Origin of the sequence: Pantoea sp. YU22, from assembly GCF_003970755.1 — a bacterium.
GTDB lineage: Bacteria > Pseudomonadota > Gammaproteobacteria > Enterobacterales > Enterobacteriaceae > Pantoea > Pantoea piersonii.
On the sequence record NZ_RYDU01000002.1, the window covers coordinates 297,823 to 313,625 of the forward strand.

The following is a 15,803-nucleotide window of genomic DNA, read 5'->3' on the forward strand; positions in this document are numbered from 1 at the left end:
ACACCCTATTGCAAATGCAAATAATTATCAATAGTATTCTTCATAACATCTGTGAAACTTTGCGCGCATCTGGCCCAGTAAATACTCTATTTATGACATGGTTAACCAACGAAACCGGCAGTGAATCCTGGTGGCATACCTTAAAGCAGCAGGGGCTTCCCTTAATTGAGCTGGTCGGTAACGGCGAATGCGGCGTGACCTTTTTCTGGCGCGATCCGCAGGGGAGCGAAGCCACCTCTCCCATCCGCCGTGTCTGGATCAATATAACCGGCGTCACTGACCATCATCAGCGCGCCGCGCCCCGCTCGCTCAGCCGCATTGCAGGCACCGACGTCTGGTTCTGGCGCACGCAGCTGCCTGCCAGCTGGCGCGGCAGCTACTGCCTGATGCCCGACAGCGATCCCGCCTCATTTGCGGGCGAACCAGATATGCAGACCCTGCGCGCCTGGTGGAGCAAAAAATTTCCCACCGCGCAGAACGATCCGCTAAACCCGCTGCGCGGCTGGGCGGGCGGACGCGGCATGCGCGTGTCGCCGCTGCATCTCCCTGAGGCACCCGATCAGCGTGTCTGGCAGGCGGTCGACAGCGGCTGCGCGCCGGTGCTGCCGCTGCAGCACCATATCTGGCAGAGCGCGCGCCTCGGCAATCGTCGTTCGGTGTGGGTTTACGCGACCGGCGACGCACAGCCGAGCGCGCGTCCGCTGGCGCTGCTGCTGGACGGTCAGTTCTGGGCCAACAGCATGCCGATCGCCTGGCCATTACAACAGCTTACCGACGCGGGCGAACTGCCGCCGGCGGTCTATGTCATGGTCGATATCATCGATCGCGAACATCGCAGCCGCGAACTGACATGCAATCCCGATTTCTGGCTGGCCCTGCAGGAAGAGCTGCTGCCGCAGCTGCAGGGTTGGGCGCCACATCGCGCCAGCGCCGCCGAGACGCTGGTGAGCGGGCAGAGTTTTGGCGGGCTCTCCTCCGTCTGGGCGGCGCTTAACTGGCCGCACCATTTCGGCGGCGCCATCAGCCTTTCCGGCTCGTTCTGGTGGCCGGAGCGCGGCCAGGCCAACGGCAGGCTGATCCAGCAGCTGCAGCAGGGCGACTACCGTCTTTCGCCGTCGCGCTTCTATCTGGAAGCCGGACGTCGCGAGCATCTGATCTTCAAAGCAAACCAACAGCTTAAACAAGACCTCTCCGCAGCGGGACATCAGGTCATTTTCCACCCGGTCGACGGCGGCCACGACGCGCTCTGCTGGCGCGGCGGCCTGCTCAACGGACTGAAAGCAATGTGGCAACATCTTCTTTAAATCGCCTGGCTAGCCCGGCTGGTGCGGGCAGGAGACCGATATGCAACCTAATCCCTTTGACGATCCGCAGCAGGATTGTCTCGTGCTGATAAACGCTTATCAGCAATACAGCCTCTGGCCTGCTTTCCGCGCGCTGCCCGCCGGCTGGCGCAGCGTATTCGGCCCCCGGCCGCAGGCGGAATGTCTGAACTGGCTCAATGCGAACTGGCGCGATATTCGCCCCGCTCACCCGACTGCGAACCGGAGCGACCATGTCTGAGACCCTGATGAATTCCCTTCATACCGACCAGAAAATCCTGCCGCTGGTTGCGGCGCAGCCCGGCATCTGGATGGCCGATCAGCTGTCGCAACAGGCTAACGCCTATGCGGTCGCGCATTTTGTCGAGCTGCGCGGCGAGCTGGACAGCGCGCTGCTGCGCAAGGCGATCGTCGCCGGAATGCAGGAGGCCGACACGCTGAATATGGCCTTTGGTGAACGTGAGGGCGAAGCGGTGCAGTGGCTGTCGCCGCAGACCTTTACGCTGCCTGAGGTTGTCGATCTGCGTCAGGAGGCGGATCCGGAAGCCGCCGCGCGCGCCCTGATGCACGCCGATATGTCCGGCGACCTGCGCGTGCTGAGCGGCGCGCCGCTGTGGCATCACCAGCTGATGCGCCTCGGCGAACAGCACTGGTTCTGGTATCAGCGTTATCATCACCTGGTGGTAGACGGCTTTAGCTTTACCGCCCTGACGCGCCGCATCGCCAACCTCTACAGCGCATGGATGCGCAACGAAACGCCGGAGCCGACCCCGTTTGTCCCCTTTAGCGACGTGGTAGAGGAGTACCAGCGCTATCAGGCGTCGCCGACCTGGCAGCGGGACCGCGACTTCTGGCGCGAGAAGAGCGCGCAGCTGCCGCCGCCCGCCACCCTCTCCCCGCTGCCGCTGGCTGGACAGAGCGCCAGCACCGCGCTGCTGCGCCATGCTATTTCGCCGGACCGCGCGCTTTTCCAGACGCTGGCGCAGCAGATGGCCGTCAGCCCCGCCGATGCCGCCTTTGCACTGGTGGCGCTCTGGCTGGCGCGCCTGAGTGGCCAGAATGATTTCGCCGCAGGCTTTATTTTTATGCGCCGCATCGGCTCAGCGGCGCTGTGCGCCACCGGCCCGGTGATTAACGTGCTGCCGATGGCGGTGCATTACGATCCCGCTCAGCCGCTCAGCGCGCTGGCGCGCCAGCTGGCCGCCGAAGTGAAAAAGATGCGCCGCCATCAGCGCTTCGACGCCGAGCAGGTTCAGCGCGACGCAGGCCGCCTCGGCGATAGCGATCCGCTCTACGGTCCGGTTATCAACCTGAAGATGTTTGACTATCAGCTCGATTTCAACGGCATTGAGGGCATAACGCATCAGCTCGCTTCCGGGCCGGTGCGCGATCTGGAGATCGCTATCTATATCAGCGAACAGGGCGAGCTTACGCTGGAGCTGCTGGCCAACGCTGAACGTTATCAGGAGAGCGTACTGGCGCAGCACGCCAGCCGTTTCGATCTGCTGCTGCGCCAGCTGGCGGCGCAGCCCGAGCGTCCCTGCGGCGAGCTGGATCTGCTCACCGAGGCGGAGCATCAGCAATTGGATCGCATCAACCAGACCGCCCTAATGCTGCCGGAAGCGACGCTCAGCAGCCTGCTGCAGGCGCAGGCGCTGCGCACGCCGGACGCGCCCGCGCTGGCGGACAGCCGTCACCAGCTGAGCTACCGCGAGATGCGTCAGCAGGTCGAGGCGCTGGCGCAGCAGCTGATCGCCAGCGGCGTGCAACGCGGCGATATCGTCGCCGTGGCGCTGCCGCGATCGATCTTTCTGTCGCTGGCGCTGCAGGCGATCGTTAGCGTCGGCGCAGCATATCTGCCGCTTGATACCGGCTATCCTGACGATCGCCTGCGAATGATGCTGGAGGACGCCGCGCCGAAGAGGTTAATCACCAGCCGCGAGCTGGCAGCGCGTTTCGCCGTGCTTTCGTCTGTCGCCCCGCTCTTTTATGACGCGCTGCTGCCAGCGGCGGCCGCGAGCGAGCATGCTCAGCATCCGCGTCCGCAGGACGGCGCCTACATTATCTATACCTCCGGCTCGACCGGACGACCGAAAGGGGTGCTGGTCAGCCATGAGGCGATCGTCAACCGGCTGCTGTGGATGCAGCAGAGCTATCCGCTCTCCGCCGACGACGTGGTCTTGCAAAAGACCCCCAGCAGTTTCGACGTCTCCGTCTGGGAGTTTTTCTGGCCGCTGCTGACGGGCGCGCAGCTGGTAATGGCGCCGCCGGACGCGCACCGCGATCCCGACGCGCTGCAGCAGCTCTTCGCGCGCTGGCGCGTCACCACTACGCACTTTGTTCCCTCGATGCTGGCGGCGTTCGTCGCCTCATTGCAGGACGACGAAGCCGTTACGCGCTGCGCCAGCCTGCGCCGCGTCTTCTGCAGCGGCGAAGCGCTGCCTGCCGGGCTGTCTCGTCAGTGGGAAGCCCTGACCCGGGTGCCGCTACACAACCTCTACGGCCCGACCGAGGCGGCGGTAGACGTCAGTTACTATCCCGCTTTCGGCCCCGAGCTGGCGGCGGTAGAAGGCGCCAGCGTGCCGATCGGTTTCCCGGTCTGGAATACCGGCTTACGCATTCTTGATGCGCGCCTGCAGCCGGTTCCGCCGGGTGTCGCTGGCGATCTCTATCTCACCGGCGTGCAGCTGGCGCACGGCTACCTCGACCGCCCCGACCTGACCGCCAGCCGCTTTGTCGCCGATCCCTTTGGCAACGGCACGCGCATGTACCGTACCGGCGACGTAGCGCGCTGGCTCGCTAACGGTGCGGTGGAATACCTTGGCCGCAGCGACGATCAGCTGAAGATCCGCGGCCAGCGAATTGAACTGAATGAGATTGACCATGCGCTGGCGTCACAGCCAGGCGTTCTGCAGGCGGTGACGCATGCGGTGGTGCTGGGCAACGCTGGCGCGCAGCAGGGCGATGCGCGCCAGCTGGTAGGCTATGTCGTGGCAGATCGGCCGGTTGATGCCGAGGCGATACGCGCCGCGCTGGCGCAACAGCTGCCCGCGCATATGGTGCCAGTCGCGATCGTCGAGCTGGAGGCACTGCCGCTCAGCAGCAACGGTAAGCTGGACCGCAAAGCCCTGCCGCTGCCGCAAAGCCGCGCGAACGACGCGGGCCGCGCGCCGCTGCCGGGACTGGAGACGCAGCTGGCGGAGGCGTTCGCCACGCTGCTGGCGCGCGACAGCGTCGGCGCGCAGGAGGACTTCTTTGCGCTGGGCGGTCATTCACTGCTGGCGATGCGCCTGGCAGCGCAGCTGCGGCGCGAACTGCAACTGCCGGTTTCCGTCGGTCAGATTATGGTCGCCGCTACGGTTGAGAAGCTGGCGGCCCTGCTGAGCGACGCGCAGGCGGCGCAAAACGCTGGCTTCGAGCCGGTACTGCCGCTGCGCCAGGGCAGCGGGCCGACGCTCTTCTGCTTCCATCCGGCGTCGGGCTTCGCCTGGCAGTTCAGTGTTCTGCAGCGCTATCTTGACGCACGCTGGTCAATCGTCGGCATCCAGTCGCCCGACGCCAGCGGCCCGCTCAGTCAGGCGGCGCATCTGGACGCGGTCTGCGACGCGCACCTCGCCACGCTGCGCCAGCAGCAGCCGCACGGTCCTTACTACTTCCTCGGCTATTCGCTGGGCGGCACCCTGGCGCAGGGCATCGCCGCGCGGCTGGAGGCGCTTGGCGAAGAGGTGGCGTTCCTCGGCCTGCTTGATACCTGGCCGCCTGAGACGCAAAACTGGGACGAGAAACGTGGCAAGAACCAGCTGGATCCAGCGGTGCTGGATGAGGTTAACCGCGAACGCGAACAGTTTGTCGCCGCGCAGCGTCAGCAGGCGGGCGAAGGGCTGGAGGCGATGTTCGATGCGATTGAGGCCAACTACGCCAGTTCGGTACGCCTGCTGGCGACGGCGCGCAGCGCGCGCTTCAACGGCCGCGCCACGCTGTTCCTCGCCACCCAGACGCAGCAGCCGGGTCAGGATGCGCGCCGCGCCTGGGCGCCCTATGTAGGCGAGCTTGAGGTGTGGCCGCTGGCGTGCGCCCACGTAGAGATTATCTCGCCGCGCATGTTCGCGCAGATCGGTCCGCAGTTGCAGCAGTTGCTGGCAAAGTTTGCCTGATTCCAGAGTAAGGTGCGGTCACGGGTAGTCTGGTCCGATCGCAAAGTCGCTCAAGGCATCCATGCCCGCTCGGCCCGCGCCATCCATGGCGCGGGACGCTTTGCTCTTCGGACCAGACTACCCGCTCTGCCATGTTTAGTGCGGTTTTTGATTCGTCCTTCCGCTTCCGCCGCGCCCCAGCGGCACAATCATCGGCGTGTGTGCCACCGGGTCCTGCACGATCATGCAGCGCAGCCCATACACCGCCTCAATCAGCTCCGGCGTAATAATCTCAGACGGCTTGCCCTCGGCGACAATCTGGCCGCTGCGCATCGCAATCAGGTGGGTGGCGTAGCGACACGCCTGATTGAGATCGTGCAGCACCACCACCAGCGTGCGGCCATGCTGCTGATTAAGATCCTGCATCAGCTCCAGCAGTTCAATTTGATGGGTAATATCGAGCCAGGTCGTGGGTTCGTCCAGCAGCAGCAGCGGCGTTTGCTGCGCCAGCACCATAGCGATCCAGACGCGCTGACGCTGCCCGCCGGAGAGCTGATCCACCGGCTGCGCAGCGATATCCGCCATGCCGGTCGCCTGCATCGCCTGCTGTACCGCCGCTTCATCCTCATCGCGCCAGCGACCAAACAAAGGCTGATGCGGATAGCGGCCGCGCGCCACCAGTTCGCTGACGCTGATGCCCGACGGCGCCTGCGAGCTTTGCGGCAGCAGACCGAGACGCCGCGCCACCTCTTTGGTAGAGAAACGCGAAATCGCCTCGCCGTCGAGCAGCACCTGCCCCTTGAGCGGCGGCGCCAGGCGACTCAGTGCCCGCAGCAGCGTCGATTTGCCGCAGGCGTTGGGGCCGATAATCACCGTCAGTTCGCCATCCGGAATTGTTACCGACAGCGCCTCCGCCACAATTTTTTTCTCGTAGCCCAGCGTCAGCGCATCGCCCTGCAGGCGGGCAATCTTCTCTGTCATTGGCGTCGTGCCTCCCGAACCAGTAGTGTAATCAGATAAAGCCCGCCGAGGCTGACGGTAATCACGCCGACCGGCAGCTGATAAGGCAGGAAAAGGTGCTGCGCCGCGTAGTCCGCCGCCAGCAGCAGCAGCGCGCCGCACAGCGCCGCCAGCGGCAGCGCGCCTTTGATGCCGCCGCACAGGCGACGGGCGATCTGCGGTGCCAGCAGCGCGACGAACGAAATGGGGCCAGCCAGCGCGGTCGAGGCGGCGGTCAGCACCACGCCGAGCAGCATCAGCCACAGCCGACTGCGCTCCACCGGCACGCCCAGCGCGCAGGCGGTATCGTCGCCCATCTCCATCAGACGCATACGCCGCGCCATTAGCGCGGTCATCAGCAGCGCCGCCAGCAGCACGACGATCACCGGCGTCGTTTTCGCCCAGGTGATGCCGTTGAGCGATCCGGCGTTCCATAGCCCTGCGCTGAGCGCCGCCTCCAGCGAGGCGCTGATAATCAGCCAGCCGTTGAGCGCCATCAGCAGCGCACGCACGCTGATACCGACGATAATCAGCCGGAAGGTCTCGACGCCGTTGCGCCAGGCGAAAAGATAGACCACGCCTGCAGTAAGTACGCCGCCCAGCAGCGCCGCCAGCGTTATCGTTTCGCTGTGCTGGTGAAACAGCACCAGCGCCACCAGCACACCGCTGTAGGCGCCGGTATTGAAGCCGAGTATGTCGGGGCTGCCGAGCGGGTTACGCAGCAAAGACTGAAAAATCGCGCCGCTGACGCCCAGCGCTGCGCCGATCAGCAACGCCATTGTCACGCGCGGCAGGCGCCACTCCAGCACAATCAGCTGAACGTTGCGCGCCGCCTCACCGGTGATTAACTGCCAGAGCTGCGCGCCCGTAATCGGCAGCGCGCCGCGGGTGACGCCAAAAAAAGCCAGCAGCGCGCAGGCTGCCAGCAGCCAGATTGTATGCCTCATCGTCCGGCTCATACCTGCCCTCTTCCCAGCTTGCGGCGCACCAGCACAATCAACATCGGCGCGCCGAGCAGCGCGGTAACGACGGCGACGCGCAGCTCGCCGGGCACCATCAGACGCCCGAGAATATCGGCGGCCAGCAGTAGACAGGGCGTAATCAGCAGCGTGCCAGGCAGCATCCAGCGATGATCGTTGCCCCACAGCCAGCGGGCCAGATGCGGCGTCATCAGCCCGACAAAGGCGATGGGGCCAACGGCGGCCGTTGCGGCGCCGCTCAGCAGGGCGATAGCCAGCAGTCCCAGAATCTGCGTTCGCGCCACGCGCGTGCCGAGCGCCGTCGCCAGATCGCCGCCCATGCTCAGGCTGTTGAGCGAGCGCGACAGCAGCAGCGCAATCAGCACGCCCACAGCCACAGCCGGATACGTCACGCGCAGTACGGCAACGCTGCGAATATCCAGCGAGCCGCTGTGCCAGAAGCGCAGATGATCATAAATATCGGGGTTCAGGAGAGAAAGGCCGGAGGTCAGCCCTTCCAGCACCGCGCCCAGCGCCACGCCCGCCAGGGTCAGGCGCACAGGATTGACACGACCGCCGCCGAGCGCGCCGGTCAGCGCCACCAGCAGCGACGCCAGCAGCGCGCCGCTAAAGGCGAAGCCGAGCCAGTCGGCGGGCGAATCCGCGCCAAACAGAGCGATGCCGAGCACCACGGCGAAACCTGCGCCCGCATTAACGCCCAGGATGCCGGGATCGGCGAGCGGGTTACGCGTCAGGCTCTGCATCAGCGCGCCCGCCAGCCCCAGCGCGCAACCCGCCATTAAACCTGCGAGAGTACGCGGCAGGCGCGCTTCGCGCACAATTATGCAGTCGGCGCTGTCGCAGCGGGTGGTCAGGGCAAGATAAACATCATGGATGGCGATCGATTTGGCGCCGAGCATCAGGCTGAGCGCGAGCAAGAGCAACAGCAGCATCCCTGAGGCGGCTATTGCGGTGAGTTGGCGCATAACGTTCCGAACCTTCACTGTTCACTGACGCGTCTGGCGCATCAATTTGATAATGATACTTGTTATCGTTATTACTCGTATTTTGTATGTTACCATGATTCTCCTCGACCATAACGAGGAAAACCGCAGCAAAAGGCACAGAAATGACCAAACCCTCCCATCTGATCGACCTCAGCCTGTTGAAGACCCACCCCGCTTTTCGCGCGGTTTTTATCGCCCGCTTTATCTCTATTGTCGCGCTCGGCATGCTGGCCATTGCCGTTCCGGTGCAAATTCAGCAGCTGACCCGCTCTCCTGCGCTGGTCGGGCTGGCGGTCACCCTGGCGGGCGCAGGCATGTTTATCGGGCTGTTGACCGGCGGCGTGCTGGCGGATCGCTATGAACGCAAGCGTCTGATCCTGATGGCGCGCTCCACCTGCGGCCTCGGCTTCGTGGCGCTGGCCATTAACGCTTCGCTGCCGACGCCTTCGGTCAGCGCGGTTTTCCTGCTGGGTTTATGGGACGGTTTTTTCGGCGCGCTCGGCGTCACCGCGCTGCTGGCGGCGACCCCGGCGCTGGTGGGACGCGAAAATCTGATGCAGGCGGGCGCCATTACCATGCTGACGGTACGCTTCGGCGCGATCCTCTCGCCCGCCATCGGTGGCGTGGTGCTGGCGCACGGCGGCGCGGCATGGAACTACGCGCTCGCCGCCTTCGGTACGCTGCTCACCGTGTTAACCCTGCTCAGGCTGCCCGTGATGCCGCCGCCGCCCCAGCAGCGCGAGCATCCGCTCAGGGCGCTTGCCAGCGGCGTGCAGTTTCTTTTCGCCGCGCCGGTGGTCGGTATGGCTGCGCTGATCGGCGCGCTGGTAACGCTGGCGAGCGCGGTGCGCGTGCTCTATCCGGCGCTGGCGCCGCACTGGCAAGTCAGTCTCGATGAGCTGGGCCTGATGTATGCCGCCGTGCCGCTCGGCGCGGCGCTGGGCGCATTGACCAGCGGACGCCTGACGCAGTCGCCGCAGCCTGGGAGATTGATCCTGGGCAGCGCCATCGCCGCCTTTCTCGCGCTTGGGCTGTTTAGCCTGATGCCGCTGTTCGCGCTCAGCCTGGCGTGTCTGGCGGCGTTCGGCTACTTCAGCGCCATTAACAGCCTGGTGCAATACACGCTGATCCAGTCGCTGACGCCTGATGCGCTGCTGGGGCGCATCAATAGCCTCTGGACGGCGCAGAATGTTACCGGCGATGCAGTCGGCGCGGCGCTGATCGGCGCGATGGGGACATGGCTGCTGCCGCAGCAGGCCGCCGCGCTTTTCGGTTTCGGCGCGGCGCTGCTGGGGTTAGCGATGTGGATCCTGATGGCGAGGCTACGACGCTATCAGCCGCCAGCGTCGACGCTGGCGGACGAGGCGTTATGACTTAACGAACAGCTGCTCCAGACGCGCCAGCAGATGGCTGGCGCTGTAGTAGTCAAGACGGAAAGTATCCGCGCCCAGCGCATAAACCTGCCGCTGTTTCACCGCTGCGGTCTGCGCCAGGAAAGGGTTTTGCATCAGCTGCTGCGCGGTCTGATCTTCTGCGGCGAACAGCAGGAAGCTATTGCCGTTCAGGCCGCTGGCGACATTTTCGCCAGAGAGCTGAATAATATCTTTGCGCTGGCCCATGCTGTGCATCTGCTGCAGGTTGGCGGGCGGCACGGCGAGCGTAAAGCCGAGCTGCTCCAGCAGCTTGCCCTGCGCCGATTCGCTGGTCCAGAGGTTCACCGCGCGGCCATCGCCGTTAAATACCATCGCGGAAACGGGCTGCGGCGGCAGCGTGATTTTCTGCTTCAGCGCCGCCTCCTGCTCATCAAACGCCTTAACGCGCGCCGCCGCATCAGCTTCGTGGCCGGTCGCTTCGCCAAGCAGCGTCACCAGCTGCTGCCAGCTTTTGTCGTCATAGTTCACCACCAGCGTCGGCGCAATGGCCGAGAACTGATCCACCAGCTTAATGGCGGAATCGTTGCCGGTGGCGCTGACGATAATCAGGTCCGGCGCTTCGGCGGCCACTGCTTCGGCGCTGGGTTCGCCGATATAGAGGCGCTTAACGTTTTTACGCTTCGCTACGTCGCCCCACTGACGAAAAAAACCCTGATCGTCGGCCAGACGGCTGCCTGGAGCGGTTGCGCCGCTGGCGATTACCGGCGCGTCGATCGCCAGCAGCGAGCCGGTCAGCGTCATGCTGGTCGAGACGATACGCTGCGGCGCTTTTGGCAGCGTCACGCTGCCGTGGGCGCTTTGCAGCGTGCGCGGCCAGCCGCCGTCGGCCCGCGCGTCCGGGTTAGCCAGCAACGTGACGAAAAGCAGCGCGGCCACCGTCATAAAAGTCCGCTTAAACATAAGATTCAGTCCACCTTTTACTGTAAGACAAAGCCCTGCCACCTTTCTGAAACACGCTGAGATCGCGCGCTGAACGCCGCGAATTTATTGACACTCCGGCCCAATCAACGTAGGTTACAGAACCACAATACAAATGATAATCATTATTAATTATCTTATCATTTATAGGTGAAAATTATGGTTGAAACGTTGACGTTTGGAAATCCCCAGCTTCAGGATTTCTCCGCGCTGTGTCGGGGTTTTATCTTCACATCTCCGTGGCGCAGTATCGCTACGCAAGGCTGCTACACCACCGTCACCACCCCGGTGACCGATGGCGATGCGCTAAACGGCGATTTTCAACAGCAGTTGCGCCGCCACTTCGCCGCGGCAAAAAAACAGGGTATTGCCCATCCGATCCTGGTCGGCGCTATCCCTTTCGACGTCACGCAGCCCGCCGCGCTGTTTATTCCTGAATCGCATCAGACCTTTGACCGCGCCGATTTACAAGGTGCGCTGACGGCGGTTCAGGCGCCGCTGCCGCAGGTGCGTCGCCGCGCCGCCGTGCCGGAGCACGATGCTTTTACCGCGATGGTGGCGCAGGCCGTTACGGCCACGCAGCGCGGCGAGCTGGATAAAGTGGTGCTGTCGCGCCTGATGGATATCGTGACGGAACAGCCGGTGGATATCGCCGCACTGATGCAGCGCATCGTGGCGCAAAACCCTGACAGCTATCACTTTCACCTGCCGCTGCCGCAGGGCGGCTCGCTGGTCGGCGCCAGCCCGGAGCTGATGCTGCGCAAAGAGGGGCGCGATTTCAGCTCCTGTCCGCTCGCCGGATCTGCGCGTCGCGACGCCGTCGCAGCGCGCGACCGGGCCGCCGGCGACGCTCTGATGCAGTCGGCGAAAGATCGCCACGAGCATAAGCTGGTGACAGATGCGATGCGTGAGGTGCTGCAGCCGCGCAGCCGCCTGCTCTCGGTTCCCGCCACCCCTTCTCTGCTGACGACCGCCACGCTGTGGCATCTGGCGACGCAGATCGACGGCGAAGCGCTCGACGAACAGGAGAACGCGCTGTCGCTCGCCTGTCTGCTGCATCCGACACCAGCCCTGAGCGGCTTCCCGCATCAGCGCGCGCAGCAGCTGATCCAGACGCTGGAGCCGTTTGACCGTCGGCTGTTCGGCGGAATCGTTGGCTGGTGCGACGATCAGGGCAACGGCGAATGGGTCGTGACCATCCGCTGCGGCACCGTACAGGGCGCGCGGGTGCGCCTGTTCGCTGGCGCGGGCATCGTGGCGGATTCGCAACCGGAATCAGAATGGCGCGAGACCGGTGTCAAGCTCGACACCATGCTGCGCGCTTTTGGACTGCAATAAAGGAAATACCATGTCGATCCCCTACCACCGCTGGCCAGACGATCTGGCGGCGCGCTACCGCGAGAAAGGTTACTGGCTGGATGTGCCGATGACCGATATCCTGGAGCGTCATAAAAACAGCGACGCCATCGCCATTATCGAGGGCGATCTGCAGCTGAGCTACCGTCAGCTGGCGCAGCGCAGCGACAACCTGGCTGCCGCGCTACAGCGCCGCGGGTTGAAAAACGGCGATACCGCGCTGGTGCAGCTCGGCAATGTCGCCGACTTCTACGTCACCGTTTTCGCCCTGTTTAAGCTGGGCGTCGTGTCGGTCTATGCGCTGTTCAGCCACCAGCGCACCGAGCTGCAGGCCTACGCCGCGCAGATCGAACCCGCGCTGCTGATCGCCGATCGTCGCCATGCGCTGTTCGCCGACGATAGCTTTATCGACGCGCTGTGCGCCGCCCAGCCCTCGCTGCGGCAGGTGATCCTGCGCAATGACAGCCAGCCGGAAAATACCCTGGAAGCGCTGATGGCCGAAGCGGCGGGCGACTACCGGCCAACGCCGACCGCCGCCGACGACGTGGCTCTTTTCCAGCTCTCCGGCGGCAGCACCGGAACGCCAAAGCTTATCCCGCGTACTCATAATGACTACTACTACAGCATTCGCGCCAGCGACGAGATCTGCGCAGTCACGGCCGAAACGCGTTACCTGATCGCCCTGCCCGCGCCGCATAACTTTGCAATGAGTTCGCCCGGCTCGCTGGGCGTCTTCTATGCGGGCGGCCAGGTGATTCTGGCCGAAGATCCCAGCGCGACGAACTGCTTCCTGCTGATCGAAAAGCATCAGGTGACCGACACCGGCCTGGTGCCGCCCGCCGTCAGCCTCTGGCTGCAGGCGATCAATGAGTGGGGCAGCAATAAGGCGCTGGCATCTTTGCAGCGTATGCAGGTCGGCGGAGCGAAGCTGAGCGAAACCATCGCGGCGCGTATTCAGAGCGAGATCGGCTGCAGGCTGCAGCAGGTGTTCGGCATGGCTGAAGGCCTGGTGAACTACACCCGCTTCGATGACGACGAGAAAACCATACTCACCACGCAGGGCCGTCCGATTTCACCGGACGATGAGGTCTGGGTGGCAGACGAAAACGGCAATCCGCTGCCAACCGGCGCTATCGGCCGACTGATGACGCGTGGCCCCTATACCTTTCGCGGCTATTACAAAAGCCCGGAGCACAACGCGGCCAGCTTCGACGCCGAGGGTTTTTACTGCTCGGGCGATCTGATCGAGATTAACCCGCAGGGCTACATCACCGTACAGGGCCGTGAAAAAGATCAGATCAACCGCGGCGGCGAAAAGATCGCCGCAGAGGAGATTGAAAACCTCCTGCAGCGCCATGCCGATGTGATCCATGCGGCGCTGGTGTCGATGCAGGACGAGCTGATGGGCGAAAAGAGCTGCGCCTTTATCGTTTCCCGTCAGCCGATCAAACCGGTGGTGCTGCGACGCCACCTGCGCGAACTGGGCGTCGCCGACTATAAATTGCCCGACCGTATTACCTGCGTGGATGAACTGCCGCTGACGCCCGTCGGCAAAGTAGACAAGAAACGCCTGCGCCAACAGCTTGCCGCTCAGCAAGCACAAGCCTGACCTGTTCCGGAGATTTTATGGCTATTCCAAAACTGACCTCATATCCGCTGCCCACTGCCGCTGAACTGCCCGCCAACAAGGTGACATGGACGCTGGAGCCGCAGCGCGCCGCGCTGCTTATTCATGATATGCAGGCCTATTTCCTTAACTTCTGGGGCGAAAACAGCCCGCTGGTTAATCAGGTGGTGGAGAACATCGCCCGCCTGCGCGCCTGGTGCAAGGCGCAGGGCATTCCGGTGTTCTATACCGCGCAGCCCAACCAGCAGAGCGATGAAGATCGCGCGCTGCTCAACGATATGTGGGGGCCGGGCCTGAACAAACATCCGGATCAGCAGAAGATCGTGGATGCGCTGGCGCCCGATGCGGACGATCAGGTGCTGACCAAGTGGCGTTACAGCGCCTTTGTACGCTCGCCGCTGGAGTCGATCCTGCAGGAGATGGGTCGCGACCAGCTGATCATCACCGGCGTTTATGCGCACATCGGCTGTCTCACTACTGCCACCGACGCCTTTATGCGTAATATTCAGCCCTTTATGGTGGCGGATGCGCTGGCTGACTTTAGCCGCGAAGAGCATATGATGGCGCTGACCTATACCGCCGGACGCAGCGGCAAAGTGGTGATGACCGCCGATCTGATATCGCTGCCGCTCAGCAAAGACGATCTGCGCGCGTTGATCCTGCCGCTGCTGGAGGATGATGACGTGCCGGAAGATAGCGAGAACCTGATCGACTACGGTCTGGATTCCGTACGCATGATGGCGCTGGCGGCGCGCTGGCGTCAGGTGCACGGCGATATCGACTTCGTCAGCCTGGCGAAGAACCCCACCATCGACGGCTGGTGGACGCTGCTGTCGCGGGAGCCTGCGCAATGAGCCAGCACTTCGACTTCAGCGGGAAAATCGTCTGGGTAACCGGCGCAGGCCAGGGCATCGGCTATCACACCGCGCTCGCTTTCCATGCGGCGGGCGCGCAGGTTCAGGGCTTCGACCTGCGCTTTCATGACCATGAATACCCTTTCGCCTGCCACAGGCTGGACGTTGCGGACCCGGAGCAGGTGAAAGCGACGTGCCAGCCTCTGCTGGCGCAGCAGCCGCGGCTCGACGTGCTGGTGAACGGCGCAGGCATCCTGCGCATCGGCGCGACCGACGAAATTTCATTTGAAGATTTCCAGGCCTGTCTGGCGGTCAATGTCGGCGGCGCCTTTAATATGTTTCAGCAGACGCTGCCGCGCTTTCGCCAGCAGCGGGCGGGTGCGATCGTCACTATCGCCTCTAACTCGGCGCACGCGCCGCGTATCGGTATGTCAGCTTACGGCGCGTCGAAAGCCGCGCTGCGCAGTCTCGCCCTGACGGTGGGCCTGGAGATGGCGCCTTATGGTGTCCGGTGCAATATCGTCTCGCCCGGTTCGACCGATACCGAGATGCAGCGCAGCCTGTGGCATACGCCGACCGCCGAACAGGAGATGATCGACGGCTTCCCGGATCAATATAAGCTCGGGATCCCGCTGCGTAAGATCGCCAGACCGCAGGAGATCGCCCATAACGTGCTGTTCCTCGCCTCGGACCTCGCCAGCCATGTCGTGCTGCAAGATATCGTGGTCGACGGCGGCGCGACGCTGGGAGCCTGACCGATGGCGATCTGGAAACGCGAAACCGATCTCGACGCGCTGAACGCTATCGGCGAGAACTCACTGGTGGCACATATCGGCATCCGCTTTACCGCGATTGGCGACGATTATCTGGAAGCGGTGATGCCGGTTGACGCGCGCACTCATCAGCCTTTCGGCCTGCTGCACGGCGGCGCGTCGGTGGTGCTGGCGGAGTCGATGGGATCGATCGCCGGCTACCTCTGCACCGAAGAGGGAAAGAGCGTGGTCGGCATTGAGGTGAACGCCAGCCACCACCGCTCGGTCTCCAGCGGCGACGTGCGCGGCGTCTGCCGTCCGCTGCATATCGGCTCACGCAATCAGGTGTGGCAGATAGAGATCCGCAACGCGCGCGGCCAGCTCTGCTGCTCGTCGCGTCTGACGGTGGCGGTGCTGGGATAAACAAAAAGGGACAGCTTTCG

General features: G+C 63.8%; 13 protein-coding genes. 9 read left to right on the forward strand and 4 right to left on the reverse strand.

Annotated features, from left to right (window positions below; all coding sequences use genetic code 11):
* Positions 1-92: 92 nt before the first annotated feature.
* Genes fes through EKL29_RS05845 form a run of 3 tightly spaced genes read left to right on the forward strand, consistent with a single transcriptional unit; the run spans position 93 to position 5,476 of the window.
* Complete coding sequence (fes, locus tag EKL29_RS05835) at positions 93-1,304, forward strand: enterochelin esterase (protein WP_126689100.1); 1,212 nt, start codon at positions 93-95, stop codon at positions 1,302-1,304.
* 40 nt (positions 1,305-1,344) lie between these two features.
* Positions 1,345-1,563 carry an MbtH family protein gene (locus EKL29_RS05840; RefSeq protein WP_120455397.1) on the forward strand — a complete coding sequence of 73 codons (219 nt, stop codon included), beginning with the start codon at positions 1,345-1,347 and terminating at the stop codon, positions 1,561-1,563.
* Positions 1,556-5,476, forward strand: a complete 3,921-nt coding sequence (locus tag EKL29_RS05845; RefSeq protein WP_126689101.1) for an enterobactin synthase subunit F — start codon at positions 1,556-1,558, stop codon at positions 5,474-5,476. Before EKL29_RS05840 ends, EKL29_RS05845 begins: the two co-directional genes overlap by 8 nt.
* 135 nt (positions 5,477-5,611) lie before the next feature.
* Here EKL29_RS05845 and EKL29_RS05850 read toward each other — a convergent pair whose 3' ends face one another.
* The 3 genes from EKL29_RS05850 to fepD are packed head-to-tail and all read right to left on the reverse strand — an operon-like array spanning position 5,612 to position 8,399.
* The gene (locus EKL29_RS05850) at positions 5,612-6,436 is read right to left on the reverse strand and encodes an ATP-binding cassette domain-containing protein (protein ID WP_126689102.1); all 825 of its coding nucleotides are present in this window, start codon (positions 6,434-6,436) and stop codon (positions 5,612-5,614) included.
* The gene (gene fepG, locus EKL29_RS05855) at positions 6,433-7,401 is read right to left on the reverse strand and encodes an iron-enterobactin ABC transporter permease (protein ID WP_376749699.1); all 969 of its coding nucleotides are present in this window, start codon (positions 7,399-7,401) and stop codon (positions 6,433-6,435) included. The genes EKL29_RS05850 and fepG overlap by 4 nt, the downstream gene beginning before the upstream one ends.
* An 8-nt stretch (positions 7,402-7,409) precedes the next feature.
* Complete coding sequence (fepD, locus tag EKL29_RS05860; protein WP_126689104.1) at positions 7,410-8,399, reverse strand: Fe(3+)-siderophore ABC transporter permease; 990 nt, start codon at positions 8,397-8,399, stop codon at positions 7,410-7,412.
* A gap of 143 nt (positions 8,400-8,542) precedes the next feature.
* Between fepD and entS the strand changes: the two genes are divergently transcribed.
* Positions 8,543-9,793 carry an enterobactin transporter EntS gene (gene entS, locus EKL29_RS05865; RefSeq protein WP_126689105.1) on the forward strand — a complete coding sequence of 417 codons (1,251 nt, stop codon included), beginning with the start codon at positions 8,543-8,545 and terminating at the stop codon, positions 9,791-9,793.
* On the opposite strand, the gene fepB is transcribed toward entS, so the two are convergent.
* Positions 9,788-10,735 (reverse strand): Fe2+-enterobactin ABC transporter substrate-binding protein, encoded by a 948-nt coding sequence (fepB, locus tag EKL29_RS05870; protein ID WP_376749700.1) that lies wholly within the window; start codon positions 10,733-10,735, stop codon positions 9,788-9,790. The two genes, entS and fepB, sit on opposite strands and share 6 nt — an antisense overlap.
* Before the next feature lie 195 nt (positions 10,736-10,930).
* Between fepB and EKL29_RS05875 the strand changes: the two genes are divergently transcribed.
* The 5 genes from EKL29_RS05875 to EKL29_RS05895 are packed head-to-tail and all read left to right on the forward strand — an operon-like array spanning position 10,931 to position 15,783.
* The gene (locus tag EKL29_RS05875; protein ID WP_126689107.1) at positions 10,931-12,109 is read left to right on the forward strand and encodes an isochorismate synthase; all 1,179 of its coding nucleotides are present in this window, start codon (positions 10,931-10,933) and stop codon (positions 12,107-12,109) included.
* Between the two features lie 10 nt (positions 12,110-12,119).
* Positions 12,120-13,736, forward strand: coding sequence for a (2,3-dihydroxybenzoyl)adenylate synthase (locus tag EKL29_RS05880; RefSeq protein ID WP_126689108.1), 1,617 nt, complete (start codon positions 12,120-12,122; stop codon positions 13,734-13,736).
* A gap of 17 nt (positions 13,737-13,753) precedes the next feature.
* Entirely contained in the window at positions 13,754-14,608 is an 855-nt protein-coding gene (locus tag EKL29_RS05885; protein WP_126689109.1) for an isochorismatase, read from the forward strand.
* Positions 14,605-15,363 (forward strand): 2,3-dihydro-2,3-dihydroxybenzoate dehydrogenase, encoded by a 759-nt coding sequence (dhbA, locus tag EKL29_RS05890; RefSeq protein ID WP_126689110.1) that lies wholly within the window; start codon positions 14,605-14,607, stop codon positions 15,361-15,363. The genes EKL29_RS05885 and dhbA overlap by 4 nt, the downstream gene beginning before the upstream one ends.
* Positions 15,364-15,366: 3 nt before the next feature.
* Positions 15,367-15,783 carry a hotdog fold thioesterase gene (locus EKL29_RS05895; RefSeq protein ID WP_126689111.1) on the forward strand — a complete coding sequence of 139 codons (417 nt, stop codon included), beginning with the start codon at positions 15,367-15,369 and terminating at the stop codon, positions 15,781-15,783.
* Positions 15,784-15,803: the final 20 nt, after the last annotated feature.